The sequence below is a fragment of the Ruegeria sp. CE9 genome (assembly GCF_056537425.1).
Window position 1 is genome coordinate 52661 of the sequence record NZ_JBQFRO010000006.1, and the last position, 18131, is coordinate 70791.

Below are 18131 nucleotides of genomic sequence, written 5' to 3' on the forward strand. Positions count from 1 at the left end.
TCACACTCGAACATATCAATTTATGCATCGATATTACACCATTAGCGGCCGGTACACTAGCCACACGCATAGATTGTGGTTTCAGAGTTACGTGACGGAAAGACCATCAAGGATTTGTTCGGCTGCCGCCGACGGGCTGAGGCTGCCAGCGCTGACCTGTGCGCCCAGATCGCTCATGCGGTCGCGCATTTGCGGCGTTTCGAGACGGGCGAGCAGGGCATGGCGCACTTCTTGCTTGAACCAGTATTCGGCCTGCGCAGCGCGGTTCGACGCCCAATGCCCGGCCTCGCGCCGCTTTTTGGTCAGGTCCTGCATCTCGTCCCAGGCCTGTTCCAGCCCGTGCTCTTCAACCGCCGAGATGGTCATGGCCTTGGGGAACCCTTCGGGGTCCTGCGGACGTTTGCGCAGCAGGCGCAGTGCGCCCGCGTAATCGGCGCAGGTGCGGGTGGCGGTGGCCTTGAGGTCTCCGTCGGCCTTGTTGATCAGGATCATGTCAGCCATCTCCATGATGCCGCGCTTGACGCCCTGCAATTCATCGCCCCCTGCAGGCGCGAGCAGCAGCAGGAACAGATCAGACATCTCGGCCACCACGGTTTCCGATTGGCCGACGCCCACGGTTTCAATCAGCACAACGTCAAATCCAGCAGCTTCGCACAGCGCGATGGCTTCGCGCGTTCGGCGGGCGACGCCACCGAGGTGGCTTTGGCTGGGAGAGGGCCGGATAAAGGCGTTCTTCTCACGGCTCAGACGCTCCATCCGGGTTTTGTCGCCCAGGATCGAGCCCCCCGAGCGGGCCGAGCTGGGATCAACCGCCAGAACCGCCACGCGCAGCCCCTGCCCCGTCAGCATCATGCCGAAGCTTTCGATAAAAGTGGATTTCCCGACGCCGGGCGTGCCCGACAAGCCGATCCGCAGCGCCTGTCGCCCGGCCTTGGTCAGATGATCCAGCAATTCTGCTGCCTGCGCCCGATGATCGGCGCGCCCACTTTCGACCAGCGTGATCGCACGGGCCAGCGCTCTGCGATCTCCGTTCAATATCCTGTCGCCAAGTTCGGCAGTGTTCATCGGTGGGCCCCCGGCTGGAATTTGCCCTAGATGAGGCGGGAAGCACGGGTTTGTCCAGCCCCTAGTCTGACGCGTCTTGCGGGTGCTGGACCTTGGCCGGGGCTTTGGCGATAAGGCGATATGACCCGGTTGCCCATAGATGATGCCATTCCAGACCTTCTGAGCGCCCTGCAAACGCATGGGCGCGCGGTGCTGCAGGCACCTCCGGGGGTTGGTAAAACCACGCGCGTACCGCTTGAGATGTTGCAGGCGGGCCTGTGCGCAGGTCGGATCGTGCTGCTGGAGCCCCGGCGGTTGGCCGCACGCGCCGCTGCCGAGCGCATGGCCGAGACCTTGGGCGAACCTGTGGGCCAGACCGTCGGGTACCGCGTGCGTGGCGATGCGAAGGTGTCAAAAGCAACTCGGATCGAAGTGGTGACCGAGGGCATTCTGACCCGCATGCTGCAATCCGAGCCCGATCTGCCGGGTGTCGGCGCGGTGATTTTCGATGAGTTCCACGAAAGGTCCCTGAATGCGGATCTGGGGCTTGCCTTGTGCCTTGAGGTGACCGGGGCGTTGCGGGATGACCTGATCCTGCTGGCCATGTCTGCCACTTTGGATGCCGAACCGGTGGGTAAGCTGATGGAGGCGCCCCTGGTGACGTCCGAGGGGCGCAGCTATCCGGTCGAAACCCGCTGGCTGGATCGTCCGCTGGGTGCGCAGGTGCGGCGGCTGGATGCGTTGATCGATCTGGTGGTGAGGGCTGAGCGTGAGACGCAGGGCGGTATGCTGGTCTTCTTGCCCGGCGAAGGTGAAATCCGCCGTGCCGAAGCCGCACTGAACAACCGGCTGCCCGATACTTGCGCCGTGCGGCCCCTGTTCGGAGCCCTGCCCTTTGCCGCCCAGCGCGCGGCGATTGCTCTGGTGAAACAGGGGCGCAAGGTGGTGCTGGCGACGTCCATTGCCGAAACCTCGCTGACCATCCCCGACATCCGCGTGGTGGTGGATATGGGGCAAGCGCGACGGGCGCGGTTCGATCCGGGATCAGGCATGTCACGGCTGGTGACCGAACGCGTGACACGGGCCGAAGCGACCCAGCGTGCAGGTCGAGCGGGTCGCGTGGCTGAGGGCGTGTGCTATCGCCTGTGGTCAAAGGGCGAAGAAGGTGCGCTGTCGGCTTATCCGCCTGCCGAGATCGAGGCTGCTGATCTGACAGGGTTGGCGTTGGAATTGGCGCTGTGGGGCGCTGAACCCGGAGATCTGGCCTTTCTGACGCCTCCGCCCGAGGGGACTCTGGCTGAGGCACGGGCGTTGCTGGCGATGCTGGGTGCATTGGACACCAAAGGCCGGATCACCGATCACGGTCGGGCGCTCGCAGCGCTGCCGCTGCACCCGCGTTTGGGGCATATGCTGGTGCGCGCTGGGTCTGATGCCGCGCCTTTGGCGGCGCTGATGGCAGAACGTGATCCGCTGCGGGGGGCTCCGGTCGATCTATTGCTACGGCTTGAAGCGCTGCGCGACGTGCGCGCGTTTCAGCGCAACCGGGTCTGGCAGGTCAATATGGGTGCTCTGGATCGGATCAACGGCGAATCCAAACGGCTGCGCGCGCGGGCCAAAGGCACAGATGGCCTGAGCCCGGCGGCGATGGCCGCGCTGGCCTACCCGGACCGGATCGGGCAGCGGCGCAAGGGCGATACGCCACGCTATGTGCTGTCTGGCGGCAAGGGCGTTGTGCTGGACAACGGCGATACTCTGGCCGGTGCGCCTTATCTGGTGGTGACGGATACGGATGGAAACCCGCGTGAGGCGCGCGTTCGTATGGCCGCGCAGATTTCCGAGAGTGAAATCCGCGCGCTGTTCAGTGATCAGATCGCTTGGGTCGACAGCTGCAACTGGTCAAAACGCGAGCGCCGGGTGGTGGCCCGCAGGCAGGAGCGGTTTGGCGCGATTACGCTGGATGATCGCATCTGGAAGGATGTGCCCGAGGACGCTGTGGCGCTGGCCATGTTGGATGGGGTGCGTGATCTGGGCATTCGGTTGAACGGCGCGGCGGCGCGACTGGCTGCGCGGGTCGAGTTGGTGCGCGCGGAAGGGGCTGACTTGCCGGATTTCTCGGATCAGGGGTTGCTGGCTTCGGTGGAAGACTGGCTGCTGCCCATGCTCTCGGGCGTACGCAACGCCGAGGATTGGAAGCGGTTCGATCTGTTGCCAGCGTTACGCGCCAGGCTGGATTGGGACCAGATGCAAGAGCTGGATCGGCGCGCGCCGGGCTCATTCGTGACCCCTCTGGGACGGAAATTGCCGATCGACTATGGGGGTGCTGTGCCCGAAATCTCAGTCCGTCTGCAAGAGGTGTTCGGCGTCACACAACACCCGGTGGTTGGCGGTGAGCCCTTGAAGATCACCCTGCTGTCACCGGCGCAACGGCCGATCCAGATCACCCGCGATCTGCCCGGGTTCTGGGCGGGGTCTTATGCCGATGTGCGAAAGGATATGCGCGCGCAATATCCCAAACACCCGTGGCCCGAAGACCCGACACAGGCCGATCCGACGCTGCGCGCGAAACGCCGGAAGACCTGAAATTTGGTCGTCATGCCAGGCGCCTCCTACAGGAAAACGGCAAAAAACACACATATCTCGCTATAATTCGGCCATAACTGCCCACTAGCGTGGGAGAGTATTGTTTAATCTGCAGTACATAATTAAGTAATGTTTTCTGACCAATGTAGCATTGTCCAAAAATACGTTTGAGCAGGCCGAAAATGACAAAGTGGATACACAACATCTGGGAAGAGGTCGCACGACCTTTGATCCAGCGCCCCAGCCGGGTGCAGGTTGCCGCATTGTGCACGCGCGACACAAGCCCGGACGGTGATGTTCTGCTGATCACCAGCCGAGATACCAAACGCTGGATCATCCCCAAGGGCTGGCCCATCGATGGGCTCAACGGGCCTGAAACGGCGCTGCAGGAAGCCTGGGAAGAGGCTGGCGTTCGGGCGACAGAGGTTGGCCAGACGCCGGTCGGCTATTACTCGTACGACAAGAAATTGAGCGATGGTACGGCGCAACCCGTTACCACGAGCGTCTATCACGTTGAGGTGTCTGATCTGGCCGACGACTATCCCGAGGCTGATCAGCGCACACGCTGCTGGGTTTCGCGAAAAGTGGCCGCTGAGCGGGTGCAAGAGCCTGAATTGCGTGATCTGCTGCTGCAAATGTAACAGTTATACGAAGTTTTGATGACATCCCGGTTGCTGCGCGCGCCGGAAAGGGTTAGCGCCGAGCGTTAACTCAAACAGCTTCTGTGGACTGATGTCGGATCAACCTACCAAAGCCCGCTGGCACGCGCTGGATCGTGATCTTCAGCGTATCTCTCGCGTTGAACATGCCAATGCCCATGTGGCGCGCCCGCTTCTGGCACCCGGTATTGCGCTGGCCTTTATTGCCCTGGCCGGACTGGTCGCAGCGCTTCTGTTCGGACGCGTCGATGGCGGCCTGATCGTTGTCGCTGCAGCTGCGTTCGGGGCCTATATGGCGATCAACATTGGCGCCAATGATGTGGCCAACAATATGGGCCCGGCCGTGGGGGCCAACGCGCTGACTATGGGTGGCGCGATCCTGATCGCTGCCATTGCCGAAAGCGCGGGCGCTTTGCTGGCAGGCGGAGATGTGGTTTCAACCATCTCAAAAGGCATCATCGATCCGATGTCGGTTCAGAACAGCAACGTGTTCATCTGGGCGATGATGGCGGCGCTGATCTCGTCGGCGCTGTGGGTCAATCTGGCGACCTGGGTCGGCGCTCCGGTCTCGACCACGCATTCCGTTGTGGGTGGCGTCATGGGTGCAGGTATTGCTGCCGCAGGCCTGAGCGCAGTGAGCTGGGGCACGATGAGTGCGATTGCCGCCAGTTGGGTGATCTCGCCGGTTCTGGGCGGGGTGATTGCGGCCGCATTTCTGGCGCTGATCAAGCATAAGATTCAGTATCAGGACGACAAGCTCGCCGCCGCGCGCCGCTGGGTGCCCATATTGGTTGCGGTGATGGCCGGGGCCTTCGCCACTTATTTGGCGGTGAAGGGCCTGAAGCGGATCGTGAAAATCGATCTGCAAATTGCGATCCTGATCGGGCTGGCCTTCGGCGGGCTGGTTTGGGCTGTGACGGTGCCTTGGGTCAAGCGCAAGTCCGAGGGTCTGGAGAACCGAACCCGGTCATTGAAAGCATTGTTCGGCCTTCCGTTGGTGATTTCAGCCACGTTTCTGAGCTTTGCCCATGGGGCCAATGACGTGGCCAATGCGGTGGGTCCGCTTGCAGCGATTGTGCACGCGGCTGAATTTGGGGACTTTGCCTCGAAAGTGTCGATCCCGACATGGGTGATGGTGATCGGGGCCTTTGGCATTTCGTTCGGTCTGTTCCTGTTCGGCCCCAAGCTGATCCGGATGGTGGGCAGCCAGATCACCAAGCTGAACCCGATGCGCGCCTTTTGCGTGGCGCTTTCGGCAGCGATCACGGTGATCGTCGCCAGTTGGTTGGGTTTGCCGGTGAGTTCGACCCATATCGCGGTTGGAGCGGTCTTTGGTGTTGGCTTCTATCGGGAGTGGCACGCAGAACGGCGGTGGAAATACTCGAACCGCCAGAGACCCGCAGAGCTGCGTTTGGCGCGCGAGGAGCATCGGCGGCGCAAGCTGGTGCGGCGTTCGCATTTCATGACCATCGTCGCGGCCTGGGTGATTACAGTTCCGGCGGCAGCAGTGATGTCAGCGGTAATCTTCTGGGTTCTGACGGCGTTTGGATGATCGGTTTTCTGCGAGGCTCTGCCTCGCGCTCCGGGATATTTTTGGCCAGATGAAGAGGCGGATCAGGGATTGATCTGATTCACCGTGAGCGGTGTCGACGGGGCTTGTTGGATCAGGTCGGCGATCCGGCTGTTGATCGGGGTTGGGATCGCGTGTTGCTGGCCGAGCCTGATGATTTCGCCCTGCAGACTGTCGATTTCTGTTGGTCGACCTGCCATCAGATCATATGCCATCGAGGTGCGCGCAGTAGGATCGATGGTCAACATCTTTGCCGCGATCCGTGAAAAGACTGGCGTTGGCAAGCGCAGGATATGCGGGGTCATCCATGCGGGCAGCGGTGTGGTCGAGGCGGCATCGATGTTAGCAGCTTTTAGCACGCGTAGCGCCTCGGCCATTTGGTCGGCCATCAGGCGACGCCAGTTTCTGTCGAGCAATTGGTTTTGCAGGGTCAGCCCCGAGAGTGCGTTAAGCGCGTTGTTGAGGTTGATCACCAGCTTGCCCCATTGCACCGCTTCGATCCGGTCGCTTTCTGTGACGGGCAAATCAGGGGTGCTGATCTGATTGGCCAGCGCCCTGGGGCCGTGCTCGATCACAATCTCTCCGGACGTGGCACGGTGATAGGTGGCCGTATCAGTCGGCACCACGTTGAAGGGCACCATTCCAGCGCGCACGTCGCGGCCGGTGAGGGATGCGTGCAATATTCGGGCGTTCTCCAGACCGTTTTGCCAGGACAGGATCGGGGCCGTTTCCGGTGTATGCGCGGCGATCAGTGCAGCCATCTCGGCAGTTGCGCTGGTTTTGACCGTCACGATGACCAGTTCGGTATCCACAAGACAGTCCGGGTCTTCGCTGAGTGTCAGTTGCGCGGCGGGGATGTGATGATGCAGGTTCGAGAAATCTGTCACCGTCAAACCCCGAGCCCGGATCGCGTCCAGCACGCGGGCACGGCCCAGCATCGTCATGTTATGGCCCTTGGCGGCCAGTAATGCGCCGCAAAAGCAGCCGATGCTACCCGCACCTGCGATGACGATCTTCATGGTGCACCTCCGTTGTGCGCCAATGATTGCCGGGATCGCTCAGTGCGGCCAGTGTAACGTGAGGTCAGACGCGGGCGCGGCGTGGCTGCGTGCGTTCCAGTGCATCCGGGATCGGGATGAATTCCTGATCGTCACCGGGGGGCAGATGGAAGGCCCCGTTGGCCCAGTCAGCGGTGTTCCATTCGCGGGTGGCGGTTTCGATCTTTTCCTTGGAGGACGAGACGAAGTTCCACCAGATATAGCGATCTTCGTTCAGCGTCGCACCGCCCAGAAGCATCAGCCGGGCCCCTAGGGCCCCCGCCTTGACCGACAGCTTGTCACCGGGTCGGAACACCATCATGCGCCCTTCATCGAAGGTATCACCCGCGACCTCGACCGAGCCTTGGGTGACATAGACACCGCGATCCTCATGATTGTCGGGCAGCGGGAACGAGGCGCCGGGGGTAAGTTGGACGTCGAGATAGAAAGTCTCGGACAGCATAGTGACCGGGCTGGTTTCGCCATAGGCCGAGCCCAGGATCAACCGGGCGCTGACGCCCGTGTCTTCAATAAAGGGCAACGCGCCTTGTTTGTGGTGTTCGAAATCGGGGGCCATATCCTCATGCGATTCCGGCAGGGCCAGCCAGGTCTGGATACCGAACAGTTTGTTCTGGCGGGCGCGGGTTTCGTCGCTGGTGCGTTCGGAATGGGTGACGCCGCGGCCTGCGACCATCCAGTTGACCTCGCCTGGATAGATCATCTGATGGGTGCCGATACTGTCACGATGTTCAAACTCACCCTGATACAGGTAGGTCACGGTGCCCAGTCCGATGTGAGGATGCGGGCGGACATCGATGCCGCCTTCAGTGATGAATTCTGCCGGGCCCATCTGGTCGAAGAAGATGAACGGGCCGACCAGTTGTCTCTCGACCGAGGGAAGCGCGCGACGCACCTCGAACCCGCCCAGATCGCGGGCGCGCGGGATGATCAACGTTTCGAGCGCACCGTTTTCGGAGGCGCATTCGGGGTTATGGGTGGGGTTCCAACTCATTCCTGATCTCCCTGTTTTCGGTTCCATGAGACACTCTCATGTTCGCTTGTGCAAATGTATAGCTAAATCATCACGTGAAAAGTGCATCTTCGCACAATATCCGTGCGATGGTTCGAGCGGCCTGAGACAACTTACGCTGGATATTCACAGAGGCGTGAAGTGGATCACTTGCTACTCACCCTCATGCCTCTCGGAATCGGGGGTAATCGTGCTAGTCTTAGGGATCGGGTGCGGCTGGTTCAGGAAAGCCAGTCAACGATGGGGTTCAACCGACTGGAGTGGATGCAATGACCCGACTGAAAATCAATCGCCGCAGGTTTGTTGCGACCGGGCTTGGCACGGTTGCCGCCGGCATGACCGGCGTTATTACACCGGCCCGCGCGGCGGGTCTTGCGCCGACACGCTCGATGCGGGGCGGATCCAATAATTACCGACCGGGCGCGCCGATTGTCGACCGGATCGGCGGCGGTGGGTTTTGGATGACCGGAACCGTGCGCCGCGCCGGCGACGGAGCCCCCCTGCCCGACCAGCGCATCCAGATCTGGGCGCATACGACCGAAGGGCATGAGCGCGACCAGCGCAGCCATGGCGCGACGCTGACGGATGCCAACGGAGAATTCCGGCTTGAGATGCCCCAGATCGTGCCTGCCTTTGGTCAGGCGCATGGGCATCTGGCTTATGACAGCGGTGAATTTGAAACGGTATTTCTGCGCCCCGTGATGTCGAGTTCGCGGGACAAAACCCTTGCCGCGCATTTTGTGCTGCAGCCTGTCTGATAGGTGCTGAAACGCGTGGCGATCTGGGCGGCGTTATTCGTTGCCGTTTTGGGTCCGGTTATTGCGGCAGCGTTCAGCCCATACTTGGCGTGGCGCGATCCGATTTACATCGTGGCCGGATTTGCCGGGATCATCAGCATGGGCCTGCTGCTGGTGCAGCCACTTTTGGCGGGGCGGGATTTGCCTGGGATATCCCCTGTCGCAAGCCGACATATTCACCGATTGATTGGGCTGGTTCTGGTTGCGGCGATTGCAATCCATGTCGGCGGGCTGTGGATCACCAGCCCGCCTGATGTTGTGGACGCGTTGCTGTTCGTGTCGCCGACACCGTTTTCCGCATGGGGTGTCGTGGCCATGTGGGCGGCGTTTGCGGCGGCCCTGTTCGGGGTTTTTCGCCACCGTCTGAACCTTCGGTTCCGGGTCTGGAGGCTGGGTCACGCGGGGTTGGCCTGCGTGACCATCCTGGGCAGCGTGGTGCATGCGATGCTGATCGAAGGCACGATGGAGATCATGACGAAAACCGCCCTGTGCGCGCTGGTCTTGATGGCGAGCGTCCGAACGCTCGCCCGATTGAGGATCTGGGACATTAAGCGGCGTTAGACGCCAAGGCACCAACGCATGATCGCCTTTTGCGCATGCAAGCGGTTTTCGGCCTCGTCGAAAATAACCGAGATTGGGCCATCCATAACCTCAGAGGTCACCTCTTCTTCGCGGTGGGCGGGCAGGCAGTGCATGAACAGCGCGTCGGGCTTGGCATGTGACATCAGCTCGGTGTTCACCTGATAGGGGCGCAACATGTTGTGGCGGCGTTCCTTGGCGGATTGGCTGTCGTGCATCGACACCCAAGTGTCGGCCACCACCAGATCGGCGCCTTGGACTGCCTTATGCGGGTCGCGTTCGATCACCACCTTCGAGCCCTGCTGGCGGGCAAGCCCCATAAACTCGTCTTCAGGATCCAGCTGGGCCGGGCCGGTGAAGGTAAAATCGAACCCAAACTGTCCGGCTGCATGCAGGAAAGAGGCGCAGACATTATTGCCATCGCCAGTCCACACGACTTTTTTGCCTTTGATCGGGCCGCGATGTTCCTCGAAGGTCAGCACGTCAGCCATGATCTGGCAGGGATGGGTGCGGTCCGTCAGGCCGTTGATCACCGGTACGTCCGAATATTCCGCCATCTCGGTCAGGATCGTCTCGTCAAAAGTGCGGATCATGATCATGTCGACATAGCGCGAGAGCACACGTGCGGTATCGGCGATGGTTTCACCGTGGCCCAGTTGCATGTCCTTGCCCGAGAGCACCATGGTTTGCCCGCCCATCTGGCGCACGCCGACGTCGAAAGACACGCGTGTCCGGGTTGAAGGTTTTTCGAAGATCAGCGCCACCATGCGACCCTTTAGCGGCTGCTCATCATCTGGCGCGGCTTTGGGGCGGCCAAGGCGGGCCTGCTTCATGACGCTGGCCTGATCGATCATACCCCGCAGAGCGGGTACATCGGTTTTGTGGATATCGAGGAAATGGTTCATTTCATATCGCTTTTGGCTGTCGAAGACCGGGGGCGCTGCCCCCGGACCCCCGGAGTATTTGGGAAAAGATGAAGATCAAGCTGTGGTCAGGCTGGCTTCGATTTGCGCTGCGACCTTGTCGAGGCGGATCATGGCTTGAGCGATGTCGTCCTCGGTTAAGGTCAGGGGTGGCAGCAGGCGGATCACGTTGTCGGCGGCGGGAACCGTTATGACCTCGTTATCATAGCCTGCATTCACCACGTCGATATTGGTTGGTTTGCATTTCAGGCCGAGCATCAGGCCGGAACCGCGCACCTCTTCGAATACCTCGGGATGGTCGGCGATCAGGCCTTCGAGCTTTTGACGCAGCAGGCCTGCCTTGCGGTTGACGCCTTCGAGGAATGCGGGCGTGGCGACCTGATCGATCACCGCGCAGCCTACGGCGCAGCCGAGCGGGTTGCCGCCGTAAGTGGACCCATGCGTGCCTGCCGTCATGCCGCTGGCGGCCTCTTCGGTGGCAAGAACCGCACCCAAGGGGAAACCACCGCCGATGCCCTTGGCGACCATCATGATATCGGGGGTGATACCGGCCCATTCATGGGCGAAGAGCTTGCCGGTGCGGCCCACGCCGCATTGCACTTCGTCAAGGATCAAAAGCAGCCCATTGTCGTCGCAGATCTGGCGCAGGGCCTTGAGTTCTGCGTCGGGAACGGGGCGGATACCGCCTTCGCCCTGGACAGGTTCGATCAGGATCGCCGCCGTTTTGTCGGAGATGGCGTTGGTGACACCATCGAGATCGCCGAACATGACATGCACAAAGCCGGGCAGCAGGGGGCCAAAGCCTTTGGTCATTTTCTCGGACCCAGCTGCAGCGATGCCAGCCGAAGACCGGCCATGGAAAGAGCCGTCAAACGTAATGATCTCAACCTTTTCGGGCTGGCCTTTGTCATAGAAATACTTGCGGGCCATTTTCACGGCCAACTCACAGGATTCCGTGCCCGAGTTGGTGAAGAACACCGTATCGGCGAAGGTGTGCTCGACCAGCTTGTCAGCCAGCGCCTGCTGCTGCGGGATGTTGTAGAGGTTCGAGACATGCCACAGAGCATGCGCCTGTTCGGTCAGAGCAGCGACCAGCGCAGGATGTGCATGGCCCAGCGCGTTTACCGCGATGCCCGCGCCGAGGTCCAGAAAACGTCGGCCATCCGCCTCGGTCAGCCAGGCGCCTTCGCCCTTTACGAATGTCAGGGGCGCACGGTTATAGGTCGGCAGAACGGACGGGATCATCGGATCATCCTTTTCGAATAGCTTGAGCCCTGTGAGTGATACACTGGGGCCATGGTCGTCAACTGATTTGGTGGGGATTGCGCGGATTTGGACAGCGCAAATAGATCAAACGGGCCGGTTACGCGGAAAAGCGTCGGCGTCGGAGTCGCAGGATATGTGAGGTTTTGATCATGGCGGGTCGTATAACGGGGCCAACCCGATCTGAAAACCCTGTTTTTGTCTTTCAGAAAATATTCATTCTGAGATCAGGATTTGCCGCTTGCCATTTGCCCGGCGCTGGCGCACGGGTGAATGATGACGCCGATACGCCAGAACCCTGCCCTTGCGGCCCTGTTAATCCTCGCGGCAAGCGCGCTTTTGGCGGCCACGACGTTGCTGGCCAAGGCATTGGGCACGGATGTTCTGGGCCCTGCGCTGCATCCGATGCAGATCAGCCATGGGCGGTTTCTGTTCGCCTTTCTGGTGATCATCACGGCTGTGGGCGTTCTGCGTCCGCGTTTGGGGCGCGTTCATTGGGGGCTGCATATCGGGCGGACGAGTTTTGGCTGGCTGGGTATCACGCTGATGTTTGCCTCAGTCGCTTATATCCCCATTGCAGATGCAACGGCGATTTCATTTCTGAACCCGGTCTTTGCCATGGTGCTGGCGATCCCGCTGCTGAAAGAAGGCGTTGGCCCCTGGCGTTGGCTGGCTGCTGCGGTTGCGCTGGTCGGAGCCTTGATCCTGCTGCGTCCAACACCCGCCAGCTTTCAACCCGCCGCCTTGCTGGCCCTGACTGCGGCCGCCGTGATCGGGATGGAGCTGATTTTCATCAAGAAACTCTCAGGCCGCGAAATTCCAATACAGATTTTGCTGATCAACAATTCCATGGGGCTGACCATCGCCACAGTCGCCGTGAGTTTTGTGTTTCAGATGCCAACGCCACAGCAATGGGCCGCGCTGGCAGGGATCGGCGTGCTGATGGCTTGCGCGCAGGCCTGTTTCGTCAACGGGATGGCGCGGGCGGATGCCTCATTCGTGGCACCGATCAGCTATGCGACGCTGATCTTTGCAGCCTTTTACGATTTTGCGATCTTTGATGTGATCCCGGACAGTGTCAGCCTGATCGGATCAGCGATCATCCTGACCGGCGGGCTGATCCTTGTCTGGCGCGAAACCCGGCAGCGTCAGGCCTTGAGCCGGTAGCCGGTCCTCAGCATTTGCCAGGTCGCGGCCCCAACCAGCAGTGTTGCGGCACCACAAACGACCATTCCAAGCCACGGAGAGCTGTCAGAGACGCCGATCATGCCATACCGCAATCCGTCGATCAGATAGAAGACCGGGTTCACATGGCTGAGACGGTTCAATACCGGAGGCAGTGCCTGGACCGAGTAGAAAGTGCCCGACAGAAAGGCCAAAGGGGTGACGATGAAATTGGTGATCGCCGCCATCTGATCAAACTTGTTGGCAAAAATCCCCGCCAACAGGCCGAGCGCGCCCATGAACGCGCCCCCGAGAATCACAAAGCCCAGCGCGATCAGCGGATGCTGCGGCAGGATGCCCAGAACCAGCGCCAGCGCAGTGGCCACTACAAACGCAATCAGGACGCCGCGCGCGATACCTCCGGCCAGATATCCCAGCAAAATCTCAAGCGGCGACAAGGGCGGCATCAGTGTATCCACGATATTGCCCTGAATTTTGGCAATCACCATCGACGAGGACGTATTAGCAAAGGCGTTCTGGATCACCGTCATCATCATGATGCCAGGGGCTAGAAAGGTCAGAAAGGGCACGCCCATCACATCCGATCGGCTGGGTCCAATGGCGATGTTGAAGATCAGCAGAAATAATCCCGCCGTCACCAGAGGGGCCAGCAGGGTCTGCGTCCAGACCGCCAGAAAGCGCAGCGTTTCGCGTTGCGCCAGCGTAAAGAGGCCCATCCAATTCACCGCCCCAAAGCGGCGCGCGTCGTGATCCATGAGATTCTGCATGCCCTGCCCTATAACTGATTCGAAGAGCGCTTGTAACTCGGGCAGCAGTGATTAAAATAGGGGGCTGAGACGATTTCCCAAGGCGGCCCGAATCCGGGGCCGCTTTCCGCTTTTGAAAGGCAAATGATGTCCTGGACTGACGAGCGTGTAGAGCTGCTGAAAAAGATGTGGGGCGAGGGCCAGTCGGCCAGCCAGATCGCCAAGGAACTGGGCGGTGTGACCCGCAACGCGGTGATCGGCAAGGTGCACCGTCTGGGCCTGTCGAACCGCGCCACCAGCGCCAGCCCGGCCAAGGCCGAACCCAAGGAAAAGCCGGCGCCCGCGCCCAAGGCCGAGGCCAAGCCCAAACCGGCACCCAAGACCGAACCGGCCCGCCCGGCGCCTGCGCCTGAGGCCAAACCGGCCACCCCGGCCCGCCGTCAGATTATTCCCGCCGGTCAACCGCTGCCGCCGCAGCCTTCGGCCAACGAAATAAGCCCCGAGGCGCTGGCCAAGGTCAACGAGGTTGAGAAGAAGGCCAAAAAGCTGACCTTGATGGAACTGACCGAGAAGACCTGCAAATGGCCCGTCGGCGACCCCGCAACCGAGGATTTCTGGTTCTGCGGCCTGCCGGTTGAGGCGGGCAAGCCCTATTGCGAGGCGCATGTGGGCGTGGCGTTCCAGCCGATGAGCTCGCGTCGGGATCGTCGGCGGTAGTTGCGGGCGCCAGAACCTAAATTATTACTGTGGAACGGGAAAAGAGCGCACGCGTTTCGCCACGCCTCTTACCCGAAGCGTTGCATAATCAAGAACGACGCACGGCGTAACGAGCTCTTACAAGGAATACACCCTCGCTGAATGCTGCGAGGGTGTTTTAGTTCGGAGCGCCAGCTTTCGGACCTAAGCCGCCGTTCGCTGCTGCGCGCCACGTTTCGTTTGAACGAACAACCACTTTACGGACAAAGCCACCATTCAGTTTTTGGGTGGTTCATAGGGATCAGGCGTTCCCGGTGGGATTGGAGGGTATTCCTCGAACGTTGCAATGTGCTCCTGTAGTTGAGGCAGCGCCTTTTCGGCGGCCCATGTGTGCGGGAAGAGTACGCTTTCGCGCTCATGCGGATCATTCAGAAGATTGTAGACCCTTGGTGTGTCGAAAGACTCCGTAGCGCCAAAAGCCGTTGTGTTCTCTTTGAACAGAACTTTCCAATCCTTCCATTTTACGCCGAATATCTGCTCGCCCATGTAGACAATCACGCCTTCTCGGTTCGATCTCGGCTGGACGCCCAGAAAGAACTTGGATTGGTCGATGCCATCAAAAGCCCTGTCCTCTGGCACTTTGCCGCCTGCGAATGCCGCCAGTGTTGGAAATAGATCCATCGAGTGAACAACGTCATTGCTTTCTGAACCAGCGGGAATCTTCCCCGGCCACTTGATGGCGAAGGGCACGCGCATACTTCCTTCGAGGCTTGTGAACAGAGTGCCGCGCCAAGGCCCCGCAGTACCATGTACCGCAGGAACCGGCGAGACGTTGGCATTTCCAATTGGAAGAGCTTCGGGGCCGTTGTCAGCAGTAAATATCACCACGGTGTCGTCGGAAACGCCTGCAGCCTCAATCGCATCAACGATGCGTCCGATATAGCTATCTGTTTGAAGCAGAATGTCGGCCCAGACGCCGTTTCCGGTGGCGCCATCAAACTCCTCGGACGCGATGTTTGGATAGTGGGTCTGCGTATATGCAAGATAGATAAAAAACGGCGCGTCTTCGGCACTCTTTGCTTTGATAAAGTCGATAGCCTTTTTCGTCAGTTCGCCATCAATCTCGCCGCGATAATCCAGATCGTAATCCCGCGCGATGGTTGCGGGCTCGCCTGCAATACCCTGCATCACAACAGGCTCTTCCATGTTGGCTTCGGCAAATCCCGGAAGCGTGCGCCAGACTGTAACGTCAGCGGTCTCAACTCCGTAAAATTCGTCGAATCCTTGATTCGTTGGATAGCGTCCTTCGGTCCAGCCAAGGTGCCACTTGCCGTACATGGCCGTGTTATATCCTTCATCCTTTAGCATCTCAGCCATTGTGATTTCCCACTGAGTTAGGCCGTAGACGCCGCCGCCCAGTGGGACCGTGTGGTTGCCGCTTCGGATACCGTATCGTCCTGTCATGGTCGCTGCTCGGGACGGCGTGCACTGGCTTTCCACGTTGAAGTTTGTGAGTCGTAGCCCCTCTGCAGCGAGGGCGTCCATCTCGGGAGTCGCAGTACCTCGGATTATGCCGCCTCCATTGAACCCGGGCTCGCCCCAACCAAAATTATCTAGAAATATGAATACGATGTTGGGTTTGTCATGTGCTGAAGCAGCTGTGGAAAATAGAAGTGAAAAGGACAGTAGGAATGTGCGGGACAACCATTTCATAGCAACGACTCCATTCAAGCTCACGTAATCAAGACTGTCGAACGAAGCCGCCAGTCGTCAAGAACGTCCACTCGTTGCGGTGTTTTCTCACAACGGTAGAGCGTCAGAATTGCAGACGAAGCGGGGGCCCGATTTTGGTCAAAGCTCCCCCGCGAACTCTATCGCTCAATAAAAACCTTTGTTTTCCTTGACGAACAGCCGCGTCAGATGTTGCCATGGACTGGCATTCAGCTCGGCTGGGAGGTTCAAATGAAGTTTTTTCTGACGACATCGACGGCAATAGTTTCCGCAGCATTCATAGCAAGTTCGTCAAATGCTCAAGAGGCCGCACAAGGTGGGCAAGTCGGAGAGATGACAATTTCGGTAGACGATATGCGTGAACCCGCGCCTGCTGATTTCTCACCTTATGCGGGTCGAGATTTTCCTACACGCCCATTGTGGGTTGACACTCACCTGCACACGTCAAACTCGCTCGACGCCCGCGGATTTGGCGTCATTCTGAGCCCCGACGATGCCTATAGGTTTGCACGTGGTGAGGAAGTCACTACATCACACGGCCTACGCGTGAAGCTGTCACGTCCGCTCGACTGGCTTGTCGTATCCGATCATTCTGATGCCATGGGTGCAATGAATGAAATCATCGCAGGAAACTCCTCGCTGATGCGCGATGCAACGCTCCGAGACTGGAGCGAACGGCTTAACGCGGGTGGAGACGTTGCACTTGGAGCCACTATGGAAGTCATTGAAACCTTTGCTGGCATCACCGGCGAGGCACTTCCCGAGGCTGTTTCAGATCGCAGGTTTGTACAATCCGTCTGGGACGAGTTCACGCAAACCGCAGATCATCACAACGCCCCGGGCACATTCACTGCGTTCATTGGATACGAATGGACGTCCACCGAAGCTGGCAACAACCTCCACCGCAATGTGATCTACCGGGATGATGCCATTCGCGCGCGGCAGATGCTGCCCTTCACAACCGCAGAAACCTTTAATCCGGAACGGTTATGGGACTGGATGGAAACATATGAACAGGAAACTGGCGGTCGAGTACTCGCCCTTGCTCACAACGGCAACGTCTCTAACGGCCTGATGTTCCCAGTCGAGACTAACCCGGAAACGGGTGAAGCGTTGACAGCAGACTACGCAGAACGGCGTGCGAAGTGGGAGCCGATGTATGAGATCACTCAAATCAAAGGTGACGGAGAAGCGCATCCGTTTCTAAGCCCAAATGATGAGTTCGCGGACTATGAAACCTGGGATAAGTCCAATCTGGGTCCGACACCCAAAGAAGACTGGATGCTGCAATACGAGTATGCCCGTGAGGCTCTGAAGAACGGACTGAAGCTTGAGGCTCAACTAGGTACCAATCCATACAAATTCGGGGTGGTAGGTTCAACAGACAGCCATACCGCTTTGGCGACGGCGGAAGAAGACAATTTCTTTGGCAAACACTCTGGCGTCGAACCGGAACCCGGTCGTTGGCAGCATGTCGTTGGTGAGTTCGATACGACAAGAATTCTTGGGTGGGAAATGGCAGCCTCAGGTTACGCTGCAGTCTGGGCAGAAGATAACACGCGCGAAGCGATATTCGACGCCATGGAAAGGAAAGAAGTATATGGGACGACTGGTAGTCGCATTGCGGTTCGCTTCTTTGGTGGCTGGGATTTTACGGAAGCTGATGCAAAATCTCGTTTGCCCGCCGACGTCGGATATGAAAAAGGCGTTCCGATGGGTGGGGACCTCGCAGACGCGACAGAAGGCGCGGATGCCCCAACATTCTTGGTTGCTGCGCTGAAAGATCCGTTCTCCGGCAATCTCGACCGTATTCAGATTGTGAAAGGTTGGTTAAACGCCGACGGCGACACTGAAGAGCGCGTCTATGACGTGGCTTGGTCAGGAGACCGAGAACCTGATGCGGACGGCAACCTACCAGCGGTGGGGAATACCGTGGATGTTGCAACGGGCACGTTTACCAATTCGATCGGGTCTCCAGAGCTGATCACTGTTTGGACGGACCCTGAGTTCGATCCTTCAGTGCGGGCTTTCTACTATGCCCGTGTCTTGGAAATCCCCACGCCGAGGTGGACTATTTACGACGCCGTTCGCTTCGGAGACGAACTTCCCGCGGAGGTTCCGACTTCAACGCAGGAACGCGCGTACACTTCGCCAATTTGGTATACGCCCGAGAACTGAAATATACCTGATCAGATGTCGTTGCGGTAAAAGCCCGGCAGTTCCTGTCGCAGCAATACTAGGATAATACGTTTATGCAAACGTCCGCTTTGGTCTCAAAACAGACATTGAGG

15 protein-coding genes are annotated in these 18131 nt (G+C 59.4%); 8 read left to right on the forward strand and 7 right to left on the reverse strand.

Annotation, left to right across the window (positions count from 1 at the left end):
• Positions 1–87: 87 nt before the first annotated feature.
• Positions 88–1065 carry a methylmalonyl Co-A mutase-associated GTPase MeaB gene (gene meaB / locus ACR0B3_RS12970; RefSeq protein ID WP_480809444.1) on the reverse strand — a complete coding sequence of 326 codons (978 nt, stop codon included), beginning with the start codon at positions 1063–1065 and terminating at the stop codon, positions 88–90.
• Between the two features lie 120 nt (positions 1066–1185).
• Between meaB and hrpB the strand changes: the two genes are divergently transcribed.
• The 3 genes from hrpB (at position 1186) to ACR0B3_RS12985 (ending at position 5835) form a co-directional block, all read left to right on the forward strand.
• Entirely contained in the window at positions 1186–3624 is a 2439-nt protein-coding gene (hrpB, locus tag ACR0B3_RS12975; RefSeq protein ID WP_480809445.1) for an ATP-dependent helicase HrpB, read from the forward strand.
• A 182-nt stretch (positions 3625–3806) separates the two neighbouring features.
• Entirely contained in the window at positions 3807–4265 is a 459-nt protein-coding gene (locus ACR0B3_RS12980; protein WP_170759177.1) for an NUDIX hydrolase, read from the forward strand.
• Positions 4266–4356: 91 nt separating this feature from the next.
• On the forward strand, positions 4357–5835 hold the full coding sequence (locus ACR0B3_RS12985) for an inorganic phosphate transporter (RefSeq protein WP_480809446.1): 1479 nt from the start codon (positions 4357–4359) through the stop codon (positions 5833–5835).
• Positions 5836–5897: 62 nt separating this feature from the next.
• Here ACR0B3_RS12985 and ACR0B3_RS12990 read toward each other — a convergent pair whose 3' ends face one another.
• Both ACR0B3_RS12990 and ACR0B3_RS12995 read right to left on the reverse strand, forming a co-directional pair.
• Positions 5898–6872: a 2-dehydropantoate 2-reductase gene (locus ACR0B3_RS12990; RefSeq protein ID WP_480809447.1), complete on the reverse strand. Its 975-nt coding sequence runs from the start codon at positions 6870–6872 to the stop codon at positions 5898–5900.
• A gap of 64 nt (positions 6873–6936) precedes the next feature.
• Positions 6937–7902: a pirin family protein gene (locus ACR0B3_RS12995; protein ID WP_480809448.1), complete on the reverse strand. Its 966-nt coding sequence runs from the start codon at positions 7900–7902 to the stop codon at positions 6937–6939.
• A gap of 287 nt (positions 7903–8189) precedes the next feature.
• Between ACR0B3_RS12995 and ACR0B3_RS13000 the strand changes: the two genes are divergently transcribed.
• Both ACR0B3_RS13000 and ACR0B3_RS13005 read left to right on the forward strand, forming a co-directional pair.
• Positions 8190–8678 carry a twin-arginine translocation pathway signal gene (locus tag ACR0B3_RS13000; protein ID WP_480809449.1) on the forward strand — a complete coding sequence of 163 codons (489 nt, stop codon included), beginning with the start codon at positions 8190–8192 and terminating at the stop codon, positions 8676–8678.
• A 6-nt stretch (positions 8679–8684) separates the two neighbouring features.
• Positions 8685–9278 carry a ferric reductase-like transmembrane domain-containing protein gene (locus ACR0B3_RS13005; RefSeq protein WP_480809640.1) on the forward strand — a complete coding sequence of 198 codons (594 nt, stop codon included), beginning with the start codon at positions 8685–8687 and terminating at the stop codon, positions 9276–9278.
• On the opposite strand, the gene argF is transcribed toward ACR0B3_RS13005, so the two are convergent.
• Positions 9275–10201: an ornithine carbamoyltransferase gene (argF, locus tag ACR0B3_RS13010; protein ID WP_480809450.1), complete on the reverse strand. Its 927-nt coding sequence runs from the start codon at positions 10199–10201 to the stop codon at positions 9275–9277. The genes ACR0B3_RS13005 and argF overlap by 4 nt on opposite strands.
• A 75-nt stretch (positions 10202–10276) precedes the next feature.
• Positions 10277–11464, reverse strand: a complete 1188-nt coding sequence (locus tag ACR0B3_RS13015; protein WP_480809451.1) for an acetylornithine transaminase — start codon at positions 11462–11464, stop codon at positions 10277–10279.
• 291 nt (positions 11465–11755) lie between these two features.
• Between ACR0B3_RS13015 and ACR0B3_RS13020 the strand changes: the two genes are divergently transcribed.
• Positions 11756–12649, forward strand: a complete 894-nt coding sequence (locus tag ACR0B3_RS13020) for a DMT family transporter (RefSeq protein ID WP_480809452.1) — start codon at positions 11756–11758, stop codon at positions 12647–12649.
• Here the strand turns inward: ACR0B3_RS13020 and ACR0B3_RS13025 are convergent.
• Entirely contained in the window at positions 12631–13434 is an 804-nt protein-coding gene (locus ACR0B3_RS13025; protein WP_480809453.1) for an ABC transporter permease, read from the reverse strand. The two genes, ACR0B3_RS13020 and ACR0B3_RS13025, sit on opposite strands and share 19 nt — an antisense overlap.
• Before the next feature lie 126 nt (positions 13435–13560).
• Between ACR0B3_RS13025 and ACR0B3_RS13030 the strand changes: the two genes are divergently transcribed.
• Positions 13561–14130 (forward strand): GcrA family cell cycle regulator, encoded by a 570-nt coding sequence (locus ACR0B3_RS13030; RefSeq protein ID WP_170686119.1) that lies wholly within the window; start codon positions 13561–13563, stop codon positions 14128–14130.
• Between the two features lie 255 nt (positions 14131–14385).
• Here the strand turns inward: ACR0B3_RS13030 and ACR0B3_RS13035 are convergent, their stop codons facing one another.
• Positions 14386–15822, reverse strand: a complete 1437-nt coding sequence (locus ACR0B3_RS13035; protein WP_480809454.1) for an arylsulfatase — start codon at positions 15820–15822, stop codon at positions 14386–14388.
• A gap of 249 nt (positions 15823–16071) precedes the next feature.
• Between ACR0B3_RS13035 and ACR0B3_RS13040 the strand changes: the two genes are divergently transcribed.
• Positions 16072–18018, forward strand: coding sequence for a DUF3604 domain-containing protein (locus tag ACR0B3_RS13040; RefSeq protein ID WP_480809455.1), 1947 nt, complete (start codon positions 16072–16074; stop codon positions 18016–18018).
• Positions 18019–18131: the final 113 nt, after the last annotated feature.

Excerpts from the sequence above, each read along its gene's own strand:
- meaB (WP_480809444.1), bottom strand. The coding sequence starts at position 1,065 with ATGAACACTGCCGAACTTGGCGACAGGATATTGAACGGAGATCGCAGA.
- hrpB (WP_480809445.1), top strand. The coding sequence starts at position 1,186 with ATGACCCGGTTGCCCATAGATGATGCCATTCCAGACCTTCTGAGCGCC.
- ACR0B3_RS12980 (WP_170759177.1), top strand. The coding sequence starts at position 3,807 with ATGACAAAGTGGATACACAACATCTGGGAAGAGGTCGCACGACCTTTG.
- ACR0B3_RS12985 (WP_480809446.1), top strand. The coding sequence starts at position 4,357 with ATGTCGGATCAACCTACCAAAGCCCGCTGGCACGCGCTGGATCGTGAT.
- ACR0B3_RS12990 (WP_480809447.1), bottom strand. The coding sequence starts at position 6,872 with ATGAAGATCGTCATCGCAGGTGCGGGTAGCATCGGCTGCTTTTGCGGC.
- ACR0B3_RS12995 (WP_480809448.1), bottom strand. The coding sequence starts at position 7,902 with ATGAGTTGGAACCCCACCCATAACCCCGAATGCGCCTCCGAAAACGGT.
- ACR0B3_RS13000 (WP_480809449.1), top strand. The coding sequence starts at position 8,190 with ATGACCCGACTGAAAATCAATCGCCGCAGGTTTGTTGCGACCGGGCTT.
- argF (WP_480809450.1), bottom strand. The coding sequence starts at position 10,201 with ATGAACCATTTCCTCGATATCCACAAAACCGATGTACCCGCTCTGCGG.
- ACR0B3_RS13015 (WP_480809451.1), bottom strand. The coding sequence starts at position 11,464 with ATGATCCCGTCCGTTCTGCCGACCTATAACCGTGCGCCCCTGACATTC.
- ACR0B3_RS13020 (WP_480809452.1), top strand. The coding sequence starts at position 11,756 with ATGATGACGCCGATACGCCAGAACCCTGCCCTTGCGGCCCTGTTAATC.
- ACR0B3_RS13025 (WP_480809453.1), bottom strand. The coding sequence starts at position 13,434 with ATGCAGAATCTCATGGATCACGACGCGCGCCGCTTTGGGGCGGTGAAT.
- ACR0B3_RS13030 (WP_170686119.1), top strand. The coding sequence starts at position 13,561 with ATGTCCTGGACTGACGAGCGTGTAGAGCTGCTGAAAAAGATGTGGGGC.
- ACR0B3_RS13035 (WP_480809454.1), bottom strand. The coding sequence starts at position 15,822 with ATGAAATGGTTGTCCCGCACATTCCTACTGTCCTTTTCACTTCTATTT.
- ACR0B3_RS13040 (WP_480809455.1), top strand. The coding sequence starts at position 16,072 with ATGAAGTTTTTTCTGACGACATCGACGGCAATAGTTTCCGCAGCATTC.